Origin of the sequence: Serratia sp. SA088, from assembly GCF_049065515.1 — a bacterium.
Taxonomy (GTDB): domain Bacteria; phylum Pseudomonadota; class Gammaproteobacteria; order Enterobacterales; family Enterobacteriaceae; genus Serratia; species Serratia nematodiphila.
On the sequence record NZ_JBAKGW010000002.1, the window covers coordinates 147229 to 165684 of the forward strand.

Here is an 18456-nt window from a genome sequence, read left to right on the forward strand (position 1 = left end):
TGATTGCATCGCTCAAACGCCAAAGCTCTCGCCGCACCCGCAGGCATGCTGAGCTTTAGGGTTGTTGAATTTGAATATCTGATTCAGCCCTTCGCGGACGTAATCTACCGTGGTGCCATCGATGAACGGCATGGCCTTCAGCGGCACATAGAGTTTGGCGCCGTCGCGCTCAAACAGCAGATCGTCATCGGCGGGTTCGCGGGTCAGATCCAGCACATAGGCAAAGCCGGCGCAGCCGGATTGTTTCACCCCTAGCTGCAGCCCTTTCACCTGCGGATCCTGCTGCATCAGTTTGGTTATTTGTCGTACGGCGCTGTCGCTGAGCGAAATGCCTTGCCAGACATTTTCATCCAGAGAAAAAGTGCCGACATTCTCCGTTTGCATAGGGTCTACCTCACACTCGTGTTTGGCCACAGCCAATCTGGGTTGCTTATATGTTAGTGATAACGATTATCACTTCAACCGTTTGTTTTGCGGGGGTATCCGCCGCAAGCGCGGTTTTTCGCTGCGGCGTGCGGCAAGCCAGCGGGACATCCGTGGCGGCTTGCGGCGTCTGGCGGCAAGGTGTGCATGCTATCCCTATGAATTTATTCTTTATCCTGCATCACCGTACCGCACTCCCCGGTGGCCCGTCAGCGTTACAGCGCCGCGGTACGTTGCCGATCTAAACATTCATAGAAAATACCTATTTCTGCATTCTGTCTGTCGTAAATGTGCGTTTATCGGCATTTCGTGGCGCAGCGCAAGCGCGCGCCCTCAGGTTAAAGTTTAGTCGCTCAGCATCAAGTTGGGTCGTCGGCGGCCTTTTACACCCCGCGCGATGAAAAAACGCCACGCCGGGGATTGATCGGCAGCGCGGCAGTTTATATGATAATGATTATCATTCAATTTGAATTTGAGCGCGAAGCCAATGACTCTTTCGATCAACGCATGGTTGCTGGGCAAGATTGATGACTACAAATTCAGCGTGCGCGACGCCACGGTGGACTTTTACATGGCCGAAGCGGCGCTACGGCGCCCGGAATGCAATATCGACCACCTGAAGCGGTACAACAGCGTCAGCCTGACCATGGCCAATTTGTGTCTGGAGAACGGCGACGACGACAGCTACCTGCACGCGCTCAGCAAGCTGCACAACCGGCTGATCGTCGAGATCAACAACCCACAGCGTTGCCAGCTGTTTCGGGTGCAAAGCTACCACTTCGCCCGCCATACGCTGACGCTGATCTGCCAAAAATATGCGATGGAAGGCACCTGGGAGAAGGCGAACGCGTTTCAGAAGGACTTCGTCAAACGCGTGCCGTTTCAGCTGTAAAGCGAAAGGCTCCGCAGGCCGATCGCCTGCGGAAAGCGGCGGGGATCAGTCGATGACCGCCGTGGTCAGACGCGAGGTGCAGCACAACCGATCGCGCGCGTCGAAGATCTCGATTTGCCACACCTGATGGCGACGGCCGACGTGCAGTGCGCGGCACACCCCGCGCACCTGGCCATCGAACACCGCGCGCAGGTGGTTGGCGTTGATCTCCAGCCCCACCACTTTCTGCTCGCCCTCACTGCACAGGTAGCCGGCCATCGATCCCATCGATTCCGCCAGCACCACCGACGCCCCGCCGTGCAACAGCCCGAACGGCTGCCGGGTACGGCTATCGACCGGCATGGTGGCCTCGAGGAAATCCTCGCCCAGTTGGGTAAACTCGATGCCCACATGGCTGACCATGCAGCCGTCGCCGGCGCGGTTCAGCTGCTCCAGCGATGTTTCACGTTTCCACAATTTCACTCAATCATCTCCAGAAGTGCCTGTAATGGGTGGCGCACGCCATTGCCCTCGATGCGTTTCACCTGGCTGCGGCAGGAATAGCCGGTCGCCAGGCAGCGCTGCCGCGGCAAACGCTGTAGCGTCGGATGCCATGATAGCTCATAAATGCCGAGCGAGTTTTGCAGGTTCCTGGCTTCATGGCCGTAAGTGCCCGCCATGCCGCAGCAACCGACGCTGACGCTCTCCAGTTTGGCGCCGAAGCGGGCGAAGATCGCCGCCCACTGTTGGCCGCTGGCCGGCAACGCGGTGGTTTCGGTGCAGTGGCCGAACAGATACCACGGCTCGCCGGTCGCCGGCTGTTCGGCGCGATCCGCGATCCGCTGCTGCAGCCATTCATGCACCAGCTGCACCTGGAAATCGCCGCGCTCGGCGCCGAGGATCTCGCGGTATTCGTCGCGGTAGCACAGCACCAGCGCCGGATCGACGCCCACCAGCGGCATGCCTAGCTGCGCCACGCGGTTGAGGAAATCGGCGGTTTTGCGCGCGGTGCGGGCGAACCGCGTCAGGAAGCCCTTCACATGCTGCGCCTTGCCGTTCGGCGAGAACGGCAGCAGCACCGGTTTATAGCCGAGCTTCTCCACCAGCCGGACAAAGTCCGCCACCACTTTGGCGTCGTAATAGCTGGTGAACGGATCCTGGACGATCAACACGTGTTCTGCGCGCTGCTCGGCGCTCAGCCCTTCCAACTGCTCCAGCGTCAGCGTGGTCGCGCGGTGGCCGGACAGCTGCTGACGCAGCGTCGGGCTGGACAACAGCGGCAGATCGACCATGCCGATGGCGTTGCGGCTCATCTCCCGCAGCCACGGCTGGCGGAAGAAGAAGTTGAACACCTTCGGCGCGCGGGCCATCAACGGGGTATAGCTCTCCACGCCGGCGACCATGTAGTCGCTTACCGGGCGCAGATAGCGAGTGTGGTAAAGCTGCAGGAAGCGCGAACGGAATCCCGGCACGTCAATCTTGATGGGACACTGGGTTGAACAGGCCTTACAGGCCAGGCAGCCGGACATCGCCTCTTTCACTTCATGCGAGAAGTCATACTCACCCTTGCCGGCGTGCCAGCTGTTGCGGGTTTTCTCGATCAGGCCGCGCAAGCTGAGGCGCTGCTGCGGCAGCTGCTTCTCCAGCGCCAGCGGATCGACCCCCTGCTCGGCCAACAGACGCAGCCACTCGCGCACCAGCGTCGCCCGCCCTTTCGGCGAATGAATGCGGTTGCCGCTGATCTTCATCGACGGGCACATCGGGCTGCGCACGTCGAAGTTGAAGCACAGGCCGTTGCCGTTACACTCCAGCGCGCCGCGGAACGAGGTGCGCACCTCGACCGGGATCTGGCGATCGAAGGTGCCGCGTTTGACCGCGTCCACCTGCATCATCGGCGCATCCACCGCCAGCGGCGAACAGATCTTGCCTGGGTTCAGGCGGTTATCCGGATCGAACGCCGCCTTGATGCGGCGCAGCTCTTCATACAGCGTTTCTCCGAAGAATTCAGGGCTGTATTCCGCGCGGAACCCCTTGCCGTGCTCCCCCCACAGCAGGCCGCCGTATTTGGCGGTCAGCGCCACCACCCGATCGGAGATCTGCTTCATCAGCACTTCCTGCTGCGGGTCGCACATGTCGAGCGCCGGGCGCACGTGCAGCACCCCGGCGTCGACGTGGCCAAACATGCCATAGCTCAGATTGTGGTCATCGAGCAGTTGCCGAAATTCGACGATATAGTCCGCCAGATGTTGCGGCGGCACACAGGTGTCCTCGGCGAACGGAATCGGCTTGGCGCGCCCTTTGGCGTTGCCCAGCAGCCCGACCGCCTTCTTGCGCATGTTGTAAATGCGCTCGATGCCCGCCAGATCGCCGCAGATCTGGTACCCGATCACGCCGCCCTGCCGCTGCGCGATCAATTCGTCCAGCCGTTGGCACAGGGCCTCCATCTGGCCGTCGATCAGCGCCCGATCGTCGCCGGCGAACTCGACGATGTTCAGCCCGAGCATCTCTTTATCCGGCACGTCGGCGATCAGTTCGTTCACCGAGTGCCAAACGATGTCTTCACGCGCCAGGTTCAGCACCTTGGAATCGATGGTTTCCACCGACAGCGCCTTGGCCTCGACCATAAAGGGCGCATTGCGCAGCGCCGAGTCGAAGGAATCGTACTTCACGTTGACCAGGCGGCGCACTTTCGGCAGCGGCGTGATGTCCAGCCGCGCCTCGGTGATAAACGCCAGCGTGCCCTCGGCGCCGGTCAGAATACGCGTCAAATCGAAGGTTTGCAGATCGTCGCTCAGCACGTGGCGCAGATCGTAACCGGTGAGGAAGCGGTTGAGCTTGGGGAATTTCTCCAGGATCAGCGCGCGCTGCTCGCGGCAGCGGTTGAGCACCGTGCGGTAGATGCGCCCTTCGGCGGTCTCTTCCAGAGCAATCGTTTCCGCCAGCGCCGTCGGCATGGCGCGGGTATCGATCATCTCACCGCCCAGCAGCACCGCCCGCAGCCCCAACACGTGATCGGAGGTTTTGCCGTACACCAGCGAGCCCTGGCCGGAGGCATCGGTGTTGATCATTCCCCCCAGCGTGGCGCGGTTGCTGGTGGACAGTTCCGGCGAGAAGAAGTAGCCGAACGGCCGCAGGTATTGATTCAACTGATCCTTGATCACCCCGGCTTCGACTTTCACCCAGCCCTGTTCGACGTTGATCTCCAGAATGCGGTTCATATGGCGCGACATATCGACCACGATGCCGGTATTGAGCGACTGGCCGTTGGTGCCGGTGCCGCCGCCGCGCGGGCTGAAGGTCAGCGTATTGAAGCGCTCTTCTCCGGCCAGACGGGCGATCAGCGCCACGTCGGCGGTGGAACGGGGGAACACCACCGCATCGGGCAGCAGCTGATAGATACTGTTGTCGGTGGCCATCGTCAGCCGGTCGGCATAGCTGGTGGCGGTATCGCCGTTGAATCCGTTTTGCTTCAGTGCTTCCAAAAAGTCGAGCACCCGTTGAACCAGGCCGGGCGCCTGAGAAATCTGTGGGATCATTCGCTTTTTTGACCCTGTCCGTCTATTTTTTATGCGCTGATGTACGCTGAATCGGGCCTTTAATTCAGACCCACCCTATTTTTTAGTGACACTAAAAACTAACATACTCGTTTAGTGAAGGCATTCACATTATTACCGCCCTGCGAGCGCCGCCACAGGCGGCCGCCCGGCGGTGAGAAACCGACCGACAGGCACCCCGATTCGCCGGTGCCAGGGATTTAATTGACCAGGATGAGAACCCACTGATGCCACTCCCGCAATCGCGTTACGACTTACCGCGAATTATTTTCGGCGTGCTGTTTATCGCCATCATGATCGTCGCCTGTTTTTGGGTGATCCAACCGTTTATTCTCGGCTTCGCCTGGGCGGGCATGGTGGTGATCGCCACCTGGCCGCTGCTGCTCAAACTGCAAAAGCTGCTGTGGGGCCGCCGTTCGCTGGCGGTGTTGGTCATGACCCTGCTGCTGATCCTGCTGTTCATTCTGCCTATCTCACTGCTGATCAGCAGCGTGGTGGATAACAGCGCGCCGCTGATCGCCTGGGCCAGTTCGCCGGGCAAACTGCATATTCCCGATCTCGCCTGGCTGCAGTCCGTGCCGATGATCGGCGACAAACTCTATACCAGCTACCACACGCTGGTTAACGCCGGCGGCGCCGCGCTGCTGGCGAAGGTGCAGCCGTACTTTGGCCAAACCGCCACCTGGTTCGTGGCGCAGGCGGCGCATATCGGCCGTCTGCTGCTGCACTGCGCGCTGATGCTGCTGTTCAGCGCCTTGTTGTACGCGCGCGGCGAACAGGTGGCGCTGGGTATCCGCCACTTTGCGGTGCGCCTCGGTTCCGCGCGCGGCGATGCGGCGGTGCTGCTGGGCGGCCAGGCAATTCGCGCCGTCGCGCTGGGCGTGGTGGTGACGGCGTTGGTGCAGTCGGTGCTGGGCGGCATCGGTCTGGCGGTAAGCGGCATTCCTGCCGCCACTCTGCTGACGATGCTGATCTTCATCTGCTGTGTGGCGCAATTGGGGCCGCTGTTGGTGCTGGTGCCGGCCATCATCTGGCTGTACTGGCACGGCGACACCACCTGGGGCACCGTGCTGCTGGTCTGGAGCTGCGTGGTGGCCACGCTGGATAACGTGCTGCGCCCGGTGCTGATCCGCATGGGCGCCGATCTGCCGCTGCTGCTGATCCTGTCCGGCGTTATCGGCGGTTTGCTGGCCTTCGGCATGATTGGCCTGTTCATCGGCCCGGTGGTGTTGGCGGTGTCTTATCGCCTGCTGACCGCCTGGATGGATGAAGCGCCGGAGCCGACCTCCGCGCCGGAGCAAGTCATCGACGAGCTGGAAAAACGCTAATTCCCCCTTCCGCCCGCACCGTCGGGCGGAACTTTTCACGCCCGTCATTATTCCTACCTCATTCGAGTAATATCTCCGCCCAATATAATGCCGCCCTATATTGATTACGGTACGGCGAATGAAAGGTGCAATGTAAATCCCTGTTTGTTGCAAACGGAAAAAAGAGATAACTCCCGCAAATAAAATGTGATGCCGCTATCGATTAGGATGATTCTTAATGACTAGTCGCGTTCAAAAATCTAGTATTATGGCCATCTATTGCTTCAAATCACTGATTTTAAAGCAACCTTTCTGAACAATGTAATGCCATACATGTGAATTGCTGTGTGTAGTCTTTGCCCATCTCCTACGGTGGGCTTTTTTTTATTCTTTTTTCGTCGAATTGATTATTTTACGCGCCGTTATTTACATTCGGAAATAAAAAGGCCGCAGCGTTAACTGCGGCCCGGCGTTAATGCCTCAGTGAGGCCGAGACATTATTTCTTTTTCGACAAATTGATCCAGGTCTGCACCACAGTGTCCGGGTTAAGCGACAGGCTGTCGATGCCCTGCTCCATCAGCCACTCGGCGAAGTCTTCATGGTCAGACGGGCCCTGGCCGCAAATGCCGACGTATTTGCCGTGGCGCTTGGCCGCCTGAATCGCCATCGACAGCAGCGCTTTCACCGCCTCGTTGCGCTCGTCGAACAGTTCCGACACTACGCCGGAATCGCGATCCAGCCCCAGCGCCAGCTGAGTCATGTCGTTGGAGCCGATGGAGAAGCCGTCGAAGTGCTCGAGGAACTGATCCGCCAACAGCGCATTGGACGGGATTTCGCACATCATGATCACTTTCAACCCGTTTTCGCCGCGTTTCAGCCCCTGACGCGCCAACTCGGCCACCACCGCTTCCGCCTGCGCCACGGTGCGCACGAACGGCACCATGATTTCGACGTTGGTCAGCCCCATATCGTTACGCACGCGTTTCACCGCCTCGCACTCCAGCGCGAAGCAATCGCGGAAACTGTCGGCCACGTAACGGCCGGCGCCGCGGAAGCCCAACATCGGGTTCTCTTCGTGCGGTTCATACTTGTCGCCGCCCACCAGGTTGGCGTACTCGTTGGATTTGAAGTCGGACAGACGCACGATCACGCGCTTCGGCCAGAAGGCGGCGCCCAACGTCGCGATGCCTTCGGTCAGGCGACCGACGTAGAACTCGACCGGGTGATCGTAACCCTGCATCAGCGCGCGAATTTCATTTTGCAGCGCCGGCGTCTGCTGGTCGAACTCCAGCAGCGCGCGCGGGTGCACGCCGATCATGCGGTTGATGATAAATTCCAGCCGAGCCAGGCCCACGCCTTCGTTCGGCAAACGCGCGAAGTCGAAAGCGCGATCCGGGTTGCCGACGTTCATCATGATCTTCAGCGGCAGATCCGGCAGCTCGGTCACTTCGGAGCTCTGCACGCTGAAGTCCAGCATGTCGCTGTAAACGAAGCCGGTGTCGCCTTCCGCGCAGGAGACGGTGACTTTCTGGCCGTCTTTCAGCACGTCAGTGGCGTGGCCACAGCCCACCACCGCCGGAATGCCCAGCTCACGGGCGATGATCGCCGCGTGACAGGTGCGCCCGCCGCGGTTGGTGACGATCGCGGCGGCCTTCTTCATGATCGGCTCCCAGTCCGGGTCGGTCATGTCGGTCACCAGCACGTCGCCCGGCTGGATGCGATCCATTTCGCTGATGTCGTGGATCACTTTCACCGGACCGGCGCCGATGCGGTGGCCGATGGCGCGGCCTTCCACCAGCACCGGGCTGGTGCCGTTCAGCTGGTAGCGTTCCATGGTCTGCTCGTTGGAGCGTACGGTCTCCGGGCGCGCCTGCACGATCAGCAGCTTGCCGGTATGGCCGTCTTTCGCCCACTCGATATCCATCGGGCGGCCGTAATGTTTTTCGATCAGGATCGCCTGCTGCGCCAGCGCCTGCACTTCTTCATCCGTCAGCGAGAAACGGCTGCGCTGCGCTTCCGGCACGTCTTCGATGCGCACCTGCTTGCCGTGATCCTGCGACGGCGCGTATACCATGCGGATCTTTTTCGAACCCAGGTTACGGCGCACGATCGCCGGCTTGCCGTTTTGCAGCGTCGGTTTGTGCACGTAGAACTCATCCGGGTTCACCGCGCCCTGCACCACCATTTCACCCAAGCCGAAAGCGGAGGTGATGAAGACCACCTGATCAAAGCCGGACTCGGTGTCGATGGTGAACATCACGCCCGAGGAGGCCAGATCCGAACGCACCATGCGCTGTACGCCGGCCGACAACGCCACGCCGCGGTGATCGTAGCCCTGGTGCACGCGATAAGAGATGGCGCGATCGTTGAACAGCGACGCGAACACGTGCTTGATCGCCACCATTACGGCGTCGATGCCCTGCACGTTGAGGAAGGTTTCCTGCTGACCGGCAAAGGAGGCGTCCGGCATGTCTTCCGCCGTGGCCGAGGAGCGCACCGCAAAGGAAGCTTCCGGTTCGCCGTCGGCGAGCTGTTGGTAAGCCTGATGAATTTCACGCTCGAACTCGGCGTGGAACGGCGTGTCGATCACCCATTGGCGGATCTGGGCGCCGGCCTTGGCCAGTTGGGCAACGTCGTCAACGTCAGTCTGATCCAGTAACTGATAGATGCGCTGGTTAACACCGCTTTGTTCGAGAAAATCGTTAAACGCCTGTGCGGTGGTGGCAAAACCGTTAGGCACGGCCACGCCCAAATCGGAAAGATTGGTGATCATTTCACCGAGGGAGGCATTTTTGCCGCCGACACGGTCAACGTCGTGCATGCCAAGCTGGTTGTACCAAAGCACATTACGCAAGTCTGGGCCATTGTTGGACATCGAGACAATCCTTATTGCTATCAGTAGGGTAAAGACGGATTTAATTCGCTTGCTTTACGGCACCGCTAACACGGAGCCGAATCAGACTAGCACACTGATCCGGGGAAAATGGAAAGGTGAATCGATCAACCCACTGAAGAAAGTGGTTTTTAAGAGAATGTCCTAACCGGCTGATTTGCCTGGGAACCGTTCCCAATCGCACGAAAAGCTTAGTTCTCAACAAATTACGCTCTTTTTAAAATTCTGTTTTAATGACCACGCAAACGCTATCGTTTTTGGTGAAAATAGCGACAAATTTACGTTTCGGCTCGAACAGCGTCGCTGCGCCGCGATTTCTACCGCCGCCAAAGCGCGCTTTTCTTCGTGCGCCGCCGCAAGACGCTTTACCGCTCCGCCGTCACAATTTTTTCCCTCTCCCCTTTACCCGCGGATCGTCTGCGGCTCATGATATTGGCAGTGATGACAGCAGGAACACCGTTTTCAGGTAAGGAGCCTCGGGTGGAAAGAAGCGTTTTTTATATTTCGGATGGTACGGCGATCACCGCCGAAGTGCTGGGGCACGCGGTGCTGTCGCAGTTCCCGGTCACGGCGACCACGTACACCTTGCCGTTTGTCGAAACCGAGGCGCGCGCACGCGCAGTTCGCCAACAAATCGATGATATCTATAATGAAACCGGTGTACGGCCGCTGGTGTTTTACTCCATCATCTCGCCGGAAGTGCGCGACGTGATCGTTCAGAGCCAAGGCTTCTGTCAGGATATCGTGCAGGCGCTGGTCGGCCCGCTGCAGGGTGAGCTGGAGGTGGAGCCGACGCCGGTGCCGAACCGCACCCACGGCCTGACCGCCAGCAACCTCGGCAAGTACGACGCGCGCATTGCCGCCATCGACTATACCCTGGCGCATGACGACGGCATTTCGCTGCGCAACCTCGATCAGGCGCAGGTGATCCTGCTCGGCGTGTCGCGCTGCGGCAAAACCCCCACCAGCCTTTATCTGGCGATGCAGTTCGGCATCCGCGCCGCCAACTACCCGTTTATCGCCGACGATATGGACAATTTGCACCTGCCGGCCTCGCTGAAACCGTTTCAGCATAAATTATTCGGCCTGACCATCGATCCGGAGCGCCTGGCGGCGATCCGCGAAGAACGGCGCGAAAACAGCCGCTACGCCTCATTGCGCCAGTGCCGCATGGAGATCGCCGAGGTCGAGGCGCTGTTCCGCAAAAACCAGATCCGCTATCTCAATACCACCAACTATTCGGTCGAAGAGATCTCCACCAAAATCCTCGACATCCTTGGCATGAGCCGCCGCATGTTCTGATCTTTTCCTCGCGGGGCCGTCGCGCCCCGCCGCCTGCCGTTTATTTCAGCAGCAGCTGATTTTTTTGTGCTTTTTTTCGCGGCTTTGATCAACAGAACGCAATCTCTACGGTTGAATTCAGCGCTTTTTGCGTTATTGTGATCGCCATCACTTCCCGGCACTCCTGCCGCAGAGAAGAACAGTTTCCAGGGAACAACATGCACAAAACAGATGAACTGCGGACCGCGCGCATCGACAGCCTCGTCACGCCGCAAGCGTTGGCGGACAAGCTGCCGATCTCGGCGGCCGTCGCCGATAACGTGACAGCGTCACGCAAACGCATTGAAAAAATCCTCACCGGCGAAGACCGCCGCCTGCTGGTGGTGATCGGCCCCTGCTCCATTCACGATCTCGACGCCGCCGTCGATTACGCCGGCCGGTTGAACGCCCTGCGCGAACGTTACCAGGACCGCCTGGAGATCGTGATGCGCACCTATTTCGAAAAACCGCGCACCGTCGTCGGCTGGAAAGGCCTGATCTCCGATCCGGCGCTGGACGGCACCTTCCAGGTGAACCGCGGCATCGAAATGGCGCGCCGCCTGCTGCTGGAAGTGAACCAGCTCGGCCTGCCGACCGCCACCGAATTCCTGGACATGGTGGTTGGCCAATATATCGCCGACCTGATCAGCTGGGGCGCCATCGGCGCGCGCACCACCGAAAGCCAGATCCACCGTGAAATGGCCTCGGCGCTCTCCTGCCCGGTCGGCTTCAAAAACGGCACCGACGGCAATACCCGCATCGCCATCGACGCCATTCGCGCGGCGCGCGCCGGGCACATGTTCCTGTCGCCGGACAAACATGGCCAGATGACCATCTACCAGACCAGCGGCAACCCGTACGGCCACATCATCATGCGCGGCGGCAAGACGCCGAACTACCACGCCAGCGATATCGCCGCCGCCTGTGACAGCCTGCGCGAGTTCGATCTGCCGGAGCACCTGGTGATCGACTTCAGCCACGGCAACTGTCAGAAAATGCATCGCCGCCAGTTGGAAGTGGCCGACAACGTCTGCCAGCAGATCCGCGCCGGCTCCGCCGCCATCACCGGCGTGATGGCCGAAAGCTTCCTGGTGGAAGGCACGCAGAAGATCGTCGCCGGCCAGCCGCTGACCTATGGCCAGTCGATCACCGATCCTTGCCTGAGCTGGTCCGACAGCGAACAGCTGCTGGCGATGCTGGCGGATGCGGTCGATAGCCGTTTCTGACGCAGCACAGGCCGGGGCCTTGCCCCGGCTTTATTCATCCCGCCCTGCTCATCTATACTGATTGCAACGCTTTAGCACCCGCCGAAATGCACTGGGAGCCCCGGCATGATTCACTCTCTGTTATCCATTCCCTGCGTCACGCTGCAGGGCGAGCAAAAAACGCTGGGCGATTTCCCGGCGCGCGCTTACCTGGTCGTCAACACCGCCAGCAAGTGCGGCTTCACCCCGCAATATCGCGGGCTGGAAAATCTGTGGCAATACTATCGCGAACGTGGCCTGATGGTGCTCGGCTTCCCCTGCAACCAGTTTGGTTCTCAGGAACCGGGCAGCCCGCTGGAGATCGCCAATTTTTGCAGCCTTAACTACGGCGTCAGTTTCCCGCTGTTCAGCAAGATCGACGTTAACGGCCCCGGCGCGCACCCGCTGTTCAATGAGCTGAAACGCCTGGCGCCCGGCATTCTCGGCAGCCACCGCATCAAATGGAACTTCACCAAGTTCCTGCTCACCGCCGACGGCCAGCGCGTGACGCGTTTTGCGCCGATCACCAAACCCGAGCGTCTGTTCGACCGTATCGAAACCCTGCTGAAATAACGCCCCTTTTTTACGGGCCGAGTGCGCTCGGCCCGCCGCCGGATGCCCGTTCGACAAAAAGGTTCCATCGGTAAGAAAATTTTCCTTGATGTAACCTTTCCTTCACATGATAATGATTCTCAGTTTGATATTAATTACCATTTAATGGTCTGTTTTTTAAGCACAATGATGATGGATACTGCCAACACGCCAACCCCCGCCGCCGCGGCCCCGAACGAGCACAGCGCAAACGCGCCGCCCAGCTACGACAGTGCACAGCTGCTCGGCGCCGACGGCATCGCGTTCATTACCCATCAGGGCCAGCGCTATCAACTGCGGCAGACCAAAGCCGGGAAATTGATCCTGACCAAATAACCACAGAATCCTCAAACGCCAGCCACCCCGATCGTTTGATCCAGGCAGCCAGCAAATCTATTGATATGTTTTATTACATACGGAGAGTTGCACCATGCCTCTGACATTTTCCACCCGGCTGCGTTTTTCCGCTTTGAGTCTGGCGATTGCCTGCGCTCTGCCTACGGTGGCCTTGGCACAAAACACCAGCACAACATCCCCTTCCAACGCGGCGCAGGCGAAAAAAGCCAAAGCCGCCGACGAGACCATGACCGTGGTCGCCACCGGCAACCAACGCAGCAGCTTTGAAGCGCCGATGATGGTCACGGTCATCGAAGGCAATTCGCCGGAAAGCCAGACCGCCACCTCCGCCGCCGATATGCTGCGGCGCGTGCCGGGCATCACCGTCAACGGCACCGGGCGCAGCAACGGCCAGGATGTGACGATGCGCGGCTATGGCAAGAACGGCGTGCTGACGCTGGTCGACGGCATTCGCCAGGGGACCGATACCGGCCACATCGGCGGCACCTTCCTCGATCCGGCGCTGGTCAAGCGCATTGAAATCGTGCGCGGCCCTTCTGCGCTGCTGTACGGCAGCGGCGCGCTGGGCGGCGTCATCGCCTACGAGACCGTCGATGCCGCCGATCTGCTGCTGCCGGGCCGCGATAGCGGGTTCCGCGTCTACGGCACTGCCGGTAGCGGCGATCACAGTATGGGCATGGGTGCCAGCGCCTACGGCAAGACCGATAACCTCGACGGCCTGCTGTCGTTCGGCACTCGCGACGTCGGCAATCTGCGTCAGGGCAACGGTTTCGATGCGCCTAACGACGAAACCATCAGCAACGTGCTGGCCAAAGGCACCTGGAAGATCGACGACAATCAGTCTCTGAGCGGCGATCTGCGTTATTACAACAACGACGCCCAAGAGCCGAAAAACCCGCAGACGCCGGACAGCTCGAGCAGCAACCCGAAGACCAACCGTTCCACCATTCAGCGCGACGCTGCTCTGAGCTATAAGCTCAAGCCGGTCGGCCAGGATTGGCTGGACGCCACCGTCAAGCTGTACACCTCGGAAGTCAAAATCAATGCGCACAACGTCGGCGCGACCGACGAATTCCGCAAGCAGACCACCAACGGCGGCAAGCTGGAAAATCGCACGCGCCTGTTCGCCGACAGCTTTGCGTCACACCTGCTGACCTACGGCTCCGAGGTCTATGAACAGAAACAGCAGCCGGGAGGCGCCACCACCAGCTTCCCGCAAGCCAAGATCAACTTCGCCTCCGGCTGGCTGCAGGATGAAATTACGCTGCGCGATCTGCCCATCACGCTGCTCGCCGGCACCCGCTATGACAATTACAAAGGTTCAAGCGACGGTTATGCCGATGTCAATGCTGACAAGTGGTCGTCACGCGGCGCAGTCAGCATTACCCCCACCGATTGGTTGATGCTGTTCGGCTCCTACTCTCAGGCGTTCCGCGCGCCGACGATGGGTGAGATGTACAACGACTCCAAACACTTTTCGATACCCATGGGGCCTACCACCCTCACCAACTATTGGGTGCCTAACCCAAATTTGAAACCAGAAACCAACGAAACCCAAGAGTACGGATTTGGTCTGCGTTTCGATGATTTGATGCTGGCCGATGATAGCCTGCAGTTCAAAGCCAGCTACTTCGATACCAAGGCTAAGGATTACATCACTCCCGATTACACCATGGAGATAGGACGTGGGCCACGCGGGCCTTACTGCATCAGCTGCACCACATTTTCAACCAACGTCGATCGCGCCAAGATCTGGGGATGGGACGCGGCACTCAGTTATAAAACACCGTGGTTCGGCTGGGACTTGGCCTATAACCGCACCCGTGGCAAAAATGAAGCGACCGGTGAATGGCTGGCCGACATCAACCCGGATACCGTCACCAGCTCGCTGGACGTGCCACTGGGCGAAACCGGTCTGTCCGTCGGCTGGGTCGCCACCTTCGCCGAGCGCGCCAAGCGAGTGCCCGCCACCTACTCGGAACAAGGCGGATACGGCGTCAACGACTTCTATCTGAGCTATAAGGGCCGCGACCGCCTGCAGGGCGTCACCACAACCGTGGTGCTGGGCAACGCCTTCGACAAAGAATATTACTCGCCGCCGGGCATCCCGCAGGATGGCCGCAACGCCAAACTGCTGGTCAGCTACCAGTGGTAATCATTTGACTATCTGGCGGACAACCCGGTTGTCCGCCGTTCGCATTACAGCGCAGGAGAATCCCGCATGAGCAACACCCTATACGAACGCTACCAACAGGCCAAAATCGACCACCCCGGCAAATACGCCCGCGATCTGGCGGCGATCCTCGGCGTCAGCGAAGCGGAACTGACGCACGCCCGCGTTGGCCACGACGCCCGCCGCCTGCAGGCCGACGCCCGCACGTTGCTGACCGAACTCGAGCAAGTGGGCGTCACCAAGTCCATCACCCGCAACAGCTATGCGGTACATGAGCAGATGGGCCGCTACCGCAACCAGCACCTAAACGGCCACGCCGGGCTGATCCTCAACCCGCGCGAGCTGGATCTGCGCCTGTTCCTCAACCACTGGACCAGCGTCTTCGCCATGAGCGAAACCAACAAGCGCGGCGTGCGCCACAGCATTCAGTTCTTCGACCAACAGGGCGATGCGCTGCACAAGGTCTATACCACCGAAGAAACCGATCTGCCGGCCTGGATGGCGCTGGTGGAGCGCCATCTGAGCGAAGAAAACCCGGCGCTGGCCCTGCAGCCCGCCGAGGCGAGCACCGCGGATGAAACGACGCAGGATCATGCCAAAATCGACGCTGAATGGCGCGCGATGACCGACGTTCACCAGTTCTTCCAGCTGCTGAGCCGCAATAAGCTGACGCGCCAGCAGGCCTTCCGCGCCGTCGGCGACGATCTGGCCTATCAGGTAGACAACAGCGCGCTGTCGCAGCTGCTGGAAGCGGCGCAGCAGCAGCAAAACGAGATCATGATCTTCGTCGGCAACCGCGGCTGCGTGCAGATCTTCACCGGCCAGATCGAACGTCTGATGCCGCAGGAAGGCTGGATCAACGTGTTCAACCGCCGCTTCACGCTGCATCTGATTGAAGGCGCCATCGCCGAAAGCTGGATCACCCGCAAACCGACCAAGGACGGCATCGTCACCAGCCTGGAGCTGTTCGCCGCAGACGGCACGCAGATCGCGCAGCTGTATGGCCAACGCACCGAAGGCCAGCCGGAGCAAACCCAGTGGCGCGAACAGGTTGCTGCGCTCGCCGCCAAGGATATCGCCGCATGAAATCTTCCTTAATCCGCCGCCTGGCGCTGATGATGACGCTGGCGCTGCCGCTCACCACCGCGGCGGCGCAGCGCATCGTCTCGATCGGCGGCGACGTGACGGAAATCGCCTTTGCGCTCGGCGCCGGCGACGACGTGATCGCCCGTGACAGCACCAGCCTGCACCCGGAAGCGGTGAAAAAGCTGCCGGACGTCGGCTATATGCGCCAGCTGAACGCCGAAGGCATTCTGGCGCTGAAGCCGACGCTGGTGCTGACGACCGAGCTGGCACAGCCGGCGCTGGTGCTCAAACAGCTGGCGGACAGCGGCGTCAAAGTGGTCAGCGTGCCGGGCGACACCACCCTGCAGGCGGTGCCGCAGAAGATCGCCGCGATCGCCGCCGCGTTGCAACGCGTTGAGCAAGGCAAGCAGTTGAGCGAGCGCTATCAACAGCAGCTGGCGGCGGTCGATACCACTCCGCTGCCAGTCAAGGTGCTGTTTGTGATGAGCCACGGCGGCATTACGCCGATGGCCGCCGGGCAACACACCGCCGCCGACGCGGTGATCGCCGCCGCCGGCCTGAAAAACGCCATGCAGGGCTTTGACCGCTACCGCCCGCTGTCGCAGGAAGGCGTGATCGCCAGCGCGCCGGATCTGTTGCTGGTCACCACCGACGGCGTGCGCACCCTCGGCGGCGAACAGCAGCTGTGGACGCTGCCGGGTCTGGCGCTGACGCCGGCGGGCAAGCAGCGTCGCGTGCTGATTGTCGATGACATGGCGCTGTTGGGCTTCGGCCTGGAAACGCCGGCGGCGCTGGCCAAGCTGCGCCACGCGGCGGAGCAAAAGTAATGCGCTGCCGCACCTCGCCTCAGTGGGCCATCATCGGTCTGCTGGTGCTGCTGACGCTGCTGGCGCTGGTCGCCGCCAACCTGGGCGCGCTGACGCTGTCGTTTCGCACCCTGTGGCGCGAACCGTTCAGCGACGCCGCCTGGCACATCTGGCTGAATATCCGCCTGCCGCGCGTACTGCTGGCGGTGGTGATCGGCTGCGCGCTGGCGGTGTCCGGCGCCGTGATGCAGGGGCTGTTCCGCAACCCGCTGGCGGATCCTAGCCTGCTGGGCATCAGCAGCGGCGGCGCGCTGTTTGTCGCGCTGTTCATCGTGATGCCGCTGGCGTTGCCGGTGACGATCGCGCTGTACGGCCATATGCTGGCGGCGTTCCTCGGCAGCCTGCTGGTATCGTTATTGATCTACGGCATCAGCCGCAGCGGGCATGGCAATCTTTCGCGACTGCTGCTGGCGGGCATCGCCATCAACGCCCTGTGCATGGCGGCCATCGGCGTGCTCTCCTACGTCAGCAGCGATCAACAGCTGCGCCAGTTCTCGCTGTGGATGATGGGCAGCCTCAGCCAGTCGCAGTGGCCGACGCTGGCGGTTTCCGCCTCGCTGATTTTGCCTACGGCGCTGCTGACGCTGCTGCAGGCACGCCGGCTGAACCTGTTGCAGCTGGGGGATGAAGAGGCCCACTACCTCGGGGTGAATGTCCAGCGCGCCAAGCTGCAGCTGCTGTTGCTGAGCGCCCTGCTGATCGGCGCGGCGGTGGCGATGAGCGGCGTGATCGGCTTCGTCGGTCTGGTGGTGCCCCATCTGGTGCGCATGCGCCTCGGCGGCGATCACCGCTGGCTGCTGCCCTGCTCCGCGCTGGGCGGCGCCTGCCTGTTGCTGGTCAGCGATACGCTGGCGCGCACGCTGGTGGCGCCGGCCGAAATGCCGGTGGGGTTGATGACCAGCCTGATCGGCGGTCCTTACTTCTTGTGGCTGGTGATGCGCCAGCGGGAGCGAACCGGTGGATAACGCCGCCTGCCTGACGGCCCGAGAGCTGCGTTACAGCCTCGGTGCGCGCCGCCTGATCAACGACGTTTCGCTCAGCCTCGCCGGCGGTGAAATGGTGGCGATTATCGGCCCTAACGGCGCCGGAAAATCGACGCTGCTGCGCTTGCTGACCGGCTATCTGACGCCGGACTGCGGCGAATGCCGGCTGCTTGACCGCCCGCTGGAACACTGGGCACCGCAACAGTTGGCCAAAGTCCGGGCCGTGATGCGCCAGTACAGCGATCTGGCGTTTTCCTTCAGCGTGGAAGAAGTGGTCAGCATGGGGCGGGCGCCGCACGGCAAACGCGACCAGCACCAGGCGATCCAGCAGGTAATGGCGCAAACCGACTGCCTGGCGCTGGCGCAGCGCGACTACCGTCAGCTTTCCGGCGGCGAACAGCAGCGGGTGCAACTGGCGCGGGTGTTAGCGCAGCTGTGGCAGCCGCAACCGTCCCCCGCCTGGCTGTTTCTCGACGAGCCGACCTCGGCGCTGGATCTGTACCACCAGCAGCACACCCTGCGCCTGCTGCGCTCGCTGACGCGCCAACAGCCGTTGGGCGTCTGCTGCGTGCTGCACGATCTTAATCTGGCCGCGCTGTACGCCGATCGGATCCTGCTGTTGCATCAGGGGCGCCTGGTGGCGAGCGGCACGCCGCAGGAGGTGCTGCAGACAGAGATCCTCACCCGCTGGTATCAGGCCGATCTCGGCGTAGTACATCATCCCGAAGTGCCGCTGCCGCAGGTCTACCTGCGTCAATAACGTCAAGGGCGCCATTAGGCGCCCTTT

At 61.0% G+C, this 18456-nt stretch carries 15 protein-coding genes and 1 other RNA gene; 12 read left to right on the forward strand and 4 right to left on the reverse strand.

What is annotated here, in order from left to right; translation table 11 throughout:
* Window positions 1–12: 12 nt before the first annotated feature.
* Window positions 13–384, reverse strand: coding sequence for a Fe-S cluster assembly scaffold SufA (gene sufA, locus ACOWVD_RS05615; protein ID WP_004931368.1), 372 nt, complete (start codon window positions 382–384; stop codon window positions 13–15).
* A gap of 526 nt (window positions 385–910) precedes the next feature.
* On the opposite strand from sufA, the gene ACOWVD_RS05620 reads away from it, so the two are divergent.
* On the forward strand, window positions 911–1315 hold the full coding sequence (locus ACOWVD_RS05620; RefSeq protein ID WP_004931369.1) for a hypothetical protein: 405 nt from the start codon (window positions 911–913) through the stop codon (window positions 1313–1315).
* Window positions 1316–1360: 45 nt separating this feature from the next.
* Here ACOWVD_RS05620 and menI read toward each other — a convergent pair whose 3' ends face one another.
* Together menI and ACOWVD_RS05630 are read right to left on the reverse strand one after the other, a co-directional pair.
* The gene (gene menI / locus ACOWVD_RS05625; RefSeq protein ID WP_004931370.1) at window positions 1361–1777 is read right to left on the reverse strand and encodes a 1,4-dihydroxy-2-naphthoyl-CoA hydrolase; all 417 of its coding nucleotides are present in this window, start codon (window positions 1775–1777) and stop codon (window positions 1361–1363) included.
* Window positions 1774–4830 carry a D-2-hydroxyglutarate dehydrogenase YdiJ gene (locus ACOWVD_RS05630; protein WP_015377716.1) on the reverse strand — a complete coding sequence of 1019 codons (3057 nt, stop codon included), beginning with the start codon at window positions 4828–4830 and terminating at the stop codon, window positions 1774–1776. The genes menI and ACOWVD_RS05630 overlap by 4 nt, the downstream gene beginning before the upstream one ends.
* A gap of 245 nt (window positions 4831–5075) precedes the next feature.
* On the opposite strand from ACOWVD_RS05630, the gene ydiK reads away from it, so the two are divergent.
* The gene (gene ydiK / locus ACOWVD_RS05635) at window positions 5076–6176 is read left to right on the forward strand and encodes an AI-2E family transporter YdiK (RefSeq protein WP_004931374.1); all 1101 of its coding nucleotides are present in this window, start codon (window positions 5076–5078) and stop codon (window positions 6174–6176) included.
* Window positions 6177–6431: 255 nt separating this feature from the next.
* An RNA gene (rprA, locus tag ACOWVD_RS05640) (antisense sRNA RprA) lies at window positions 6432–6543 on the forward strand.
* Window positions 6544–6652: 109 nt separating this feature from the next.
* Here the strand turns inward: rprA and ppsA are convergent.
* The gene (ppsA, locus tag ACOWVD_RS05645; RefSeq protein WP_004931376.1) at window positions 6653–9031 is read right to left on the reverse strand and encodes a phosphoenolpyruvate synthase; all 2379 of its coding nucleotides are present in this window, start codon (window positions 9029–9031) and stop codon (window positions 6653–6655) included.
* A gap of 459 nt (window positions 9032–9490) precedes the next feature.
* Between ppsA and ppsR the strand changes: the two genes are divergently transcribed.
* The 9 genes from ppsR (at window position 9491) to ACOWVD_RS05690 (ending at window position 18429) form a co-directional block, all read left to right on the forward strand.
* Window positions 9491–10351 carry a posphoenolpyruvate synthetase regulatory kinase/phosphorylase PpsR gene (ppsR, locus tag ACOWVD_RS05650; protein WP_049239973.1) on the forward strand — a complete coding sequence of 287 codons (861 nt, stop codon included), beginning with the start codon at window positions 9491–9493 and terminating at the stop codon, window positions 10349–10351.
* Between the two features lie 197 nt (window positions 10352–10548).
* Window positions 10549–11595, forward strand: coding sequence for a 3-deoxy-7-phosphoheptulonate synthase (locus ACOWVD_RS05655; protein WP_004931381.1), 1047 nt, complete (start codon window positions 10549–10551; stop codon window positions 11593–11595).
* A 105-nt stretch (window positions 11596–11700) separates the two neighbouring features.
* Complete coding sequence (locus ACOWVD_RS05660) at window positions 11701–12186, forward strand: glutathione peroxidase (protein ID WP_004931382.1); 486 nt, start codon at window positions 11701–11703, stop codon at window positions 12184–12186.
* A gap of 171 nt (window positions 12187–12357) precedes the next feature.
* Window positions 12358–12540, forward strand: coding sequence for a hemin uptake protein HemP (hemP, locus tag ACOWVD_RS05665; RefSeq protein ID WP_004931384.1), 183 nt, complete (start codon window positions 12358–12360; stop codon window positions 12538–12540).
* 94 nt (window positions 12541–12634) lie between these two features.
* Window positions 12635–14716 carry a TonB-dependent hemoglobin/transferrin/lactoferrin family receptor gene (locus ACOWVD_RS05670; RefSeq protein ID WP_049239974.1) on the forward strand — a complete coding sequence of 694 codons (2082 nt, stop codon included), beginning with the start codon at window positions 12635–12637 and terminating at the stop codon, window positions 14714–14716.
* Between the two features lie 66 nt (window positions 14717–14782).
* The gene (locus tag ACOWVD_RS05675) at window positions 14783–15820 is read left to right on the forward strand and encodes a hemin-degrading factor (protein ID WP_019456012.1); all 1038 of its coding nucleotides are present in this window, start codon (window positions 14783–14785) and stop codon (window positions 15818–15820) included.
* The gene (locus tag ACOWVD_RS05680; protein ID WP_171403542.1) at window positions 15817–16647 is read left to right on the forward strand and encodes a heme/hemin ABC transporter substrate-binding protein; all 831 of its coding nucleotides are present in this window, start codon (window positions 15817–15819) and stop codon (window positions 16645–16647) included. Before ACOWVD_RS05675 ends, ACOWVD_RS05680 begins: the two co-directional genes overlap by 4 nt.
* The gene (locus ACOWVD_RS05685; RefSeq protein ID WP_004931394.1) at window positions 16647–17651 is read left to right on the forward strand and encodes a FecCD family ABC transporter permease; all 1005 of its coding nucleotides are present in this window, start codon (window positions 16647–16649) and stop codon (window positions 17649–17651) included. The genes ACOWVD_RS05680 and ACOWVD_RS05685 overlap by 1 nt, the downstream gene beginning before the upstream one ends.
* Window positions 17644–18429: a heme ABC transporter ATP-binding protein gene (locus ACOWVD_RS05690; protein ID WP_049239977.1), complete on the forward strand. Its 786-nt coding sequence runs from the start codon at window positions 17644–17646 to the stop codon at window positions 18427–18429. The genes ACOWVD_RS05685 and ACOWVD_RS05690 overlap by 8 nt, the downstream gene beginning before the upstream one ends.
* Window positions 18430–18456 lie beyond the last annotated feature (27 nt).